This window comes from Rhizobium rosettiformans W3 (assembly GCF_004912135.1).
Classification (GTDB): Bacteria; Pseudomonadota; Alphaproteobacteria; order Rhizobiales; family Rhizobiaceae; genus Allorhizobium; species Allorhizobium rosettiformans.
In genome coordinates, this window is record NZ_STGU01000057.1 from 1 (window position 1) to 2,593 (window position 2,593).

Sequence of the window (2,593 nt, forward strand, 5' to 3'; positions counted from 1 at the left end):
GTAAGCGCTAATTTCGGCGCACCTTTTACCAGCGAGGTCTCTGCCGCATGAAGTGTCCACTTAAAATAGGTGGACGCCAAATATGAGTGACGAAGAGCAGAAACTGCGAGTGCGGCTTGTGGGGCGTGATGGGCGCCGCCGCTATGATCCATCGTCAAAGGCCCGGCTTGTAGCGGCCTGCCTTGAGCCAGGGGTTTCGATATCGGGCCTGGCGCTTGCCCATGGGGTCAACGCGAACGTTCTGCGCAAGTGGGTCAAAGATGCCAGGGAATCCGGGTTGCCGACGGTATCATCACGATCGACGTTTATCCCGGTCATCGCCGCCGACTGTGGCCGGCCTGATGAGACCCGCTCGCTGGATGTGGAGGTCGCACGATGTAAAAGCCAGCCGGCATCACTGGGGCGGACAGCAGGACCTTGTGGTTCTTCCAAGATCAGGGCTTTGTTGCCGAACGGCGTGAAGCTTTCGCTGGAATGTGGGGATGTGGATGCGTTGACGGCAATCATCGGAGCGCTTTGCCATGTTCAGACTAGGCGCTGATCTCAAGGTCTACTTGCATCGCGAGCCCATCGACTTCCGCGCCGGCATCAACAGCCTTGCTGTCCTGGTGCAGGAGACGATGGAGCTCGACCCTTTTGCGCCTGCGGTCTTTGCCTTTTGCAATCGTCGTCGCGACCGGATGAAGCTGTTGTTCTTCGATCGCTCCGGTTTTGTGATGGTCCTGAAACGATTGACCGAGGACAGATTCCGATGGCCACACCGAGAAACTGCGGTGGTGTCGCTTTCGACTGAGCAATTGCACTGGATTCTCGACGGCATCGATATTGATGCGATGGTCCGTCATCCGGTTCGGCAATACCAGATCGCCGGGTGACGGCTGCCGACTTCTTCTGTTGACGCGTCGGCGCGGCTCAGATTCAAGAATCTGATGATCCGACCCGGCGAACCCAGCATTGCGGAACTGATGGCGCAATTGGCAGCGAATGCTGCCGAAATCGCCGCGCTGAAAGCCGAGAAGGAAGCGCTCAGCGCCCGCGTGGTCAAGCTCGAGGAAGAGTTGGCACTGGCGCGGCTCCATCGGTTTGCACCGAAGAGCGAAAAGCACGTCGATCGGCTCTTTGATGAAGCCGAGCAGGTTGCCGATGAGGAGGACGCTGGCGACGACGACGGCGATCTCGTCGACCTGCCGGACACGGGTTTGGCGTCAACCGAGAAACTGCAAGGCAAGAAGCGCGGCCGCAAACCCCTGCCAGCACATCTGCCGCGCGAGCGCGTCGAATATGACCTGACCGACGATGAGAAGGCCTGTCCGTGCTGCCATCACCAGATGCATCGCATGGGTGAGGCCGTCTCGGAGCAACTCCATATCGAGGTAAAGGCCAAGGTCCTGCAGAATGTTCGGTTCAAATATGCCTGCCGTCATTGCGACCGGACCGGCATCAACACGCCTGTTGTCCTCGCACCGATGCCCGCGCAGCCCTTGCCGGGCAGCATCGCCACGGCCTCGACGCTGGCCTTCGCGCTCGTCCACAAATATGTCGACGGCACGCCGCTTTACCGTCTGTCCCAGGCCTTCGAGCGCGCCGGCGTTCCCATCAGCCGCGGCGCTCTCGGGCATTGGGTCATCGGATCGAGCGAGAGGCATCTCTCTCGCATCTACGATGCGCTGAAGCTCCGGCTTCGGGCCCAACCGCTCGTCCACGGCGACGAAACGACGGTCCAGGTTCTGAAGGAAAAGGACAGGGAGGCCACCAGCACATCCTATATGTGGGCGTATCGGAGCGGTGAGGACAGCAATGAACCGATCGTGCTTCTCGACTACCAACCCGGCCGCGGCCAGATTTATCCGCAGGCCTTCCTCGGCGACTACCGCGGCATACTGATGAGCGATGGCTACACCGCCTGGCGAACGTTGGAAGGGGCAACGCATTTGGGATGCATGGCCCATTCCAGGCGTCGCTTCGTCGATGCCCTGAAGACAAGGAAGAAAGGTGGCGGACCACCGGAGCAGGCGCTGAAGTTCTTCGAGCAGCTCTACCGGATCGAAAGCCAAGCCAGAGTAGAAAAGGCGGAAGCTGGAGAAATGCAAGCCGAATGCATTCGCCGTTTCCGCCGGCAGCACAGCGTCCCCATCCTGAACGCTCTCAAGGCATGGCTCGATGACATCGCGCCAAAGGTCCTGCCCGACAGCAAGATCGGCGATGCCGTATCCTACACCCTGAACCAGTGGGAATACCTGACGCGCTACACCCAAGACGGCAGGATGCCGATCGACAACAACCTGCTGGAACGTGATATCAGGATTTTTGCCACTGGAAGAAAATCCTGGCTGTTCAGCGATACTGCGGACGGAGCCAAGGCCAGTGCCGTCGTCTACAGCATCATGCTGACCTGCCGCGCCTGCGGTATCGAACCATTGGCTTACTTGCGCCACATCCTCAGCGAATTGCCACAACGCGCATCGGATGCCGACATCTCCGACCTGCTGCCATTCAACTTCGCCAGGACCGCTACTGCTTGATCACAGACGAACGCGTGACACCCACGACGGTCAAACGACACGTGGCAACGTGCAGGGAAATGAGCGCTTAC

General features: G+C 59.6%; 3 protein-coding genes. All 3 read left to right on the plus strand.

Annotated features, from left to right (window positions below; translation table 11 throughout):
- Positions 1–82: 82 nt before the first annotated feature.
- From tnpA to tnpC, 3 genes are read left to right on the plus strand one after another with little or no spacing between them, the layout of a single operon-like run.
- Entirely contained in the window at positions 83–541 is a 459-nt protein-coding gene (gene tnpA / locus FAA86_RS24220) for an IS66-like element accessory protein TnpA (RefSeq protein ID WP_136543861.1), read from the plus strand.
- Complete coding sequence (gene tnpB, locus FAA86_RS24225; protein WP_136543864.1) at positions 522–875, plus strand: IS66 family insertion sequence element accessory protein TnpB; 354 nt, start codon at positions 522–524, stop codon at positions 873–875. The genes tnpA and tnpB overlap by 20 nt, the downstream gene beginning before the upstream one ends.
- A 54-nt stretch (positions 876–929) precedes the next feature.
- Positions 930–2,522: an IS66 family transposase gene (gene tnpC, locus FAA86_RS24230; protein WP_136543866.1), complete on the plus strand. Its 1,593-nt coding sequence runs from the start codon at positions 930–932 to the stop codon at positions 2,520–2,522.
- Positions 2,523–2,593 lie beyond the last annotated feature (71 nt).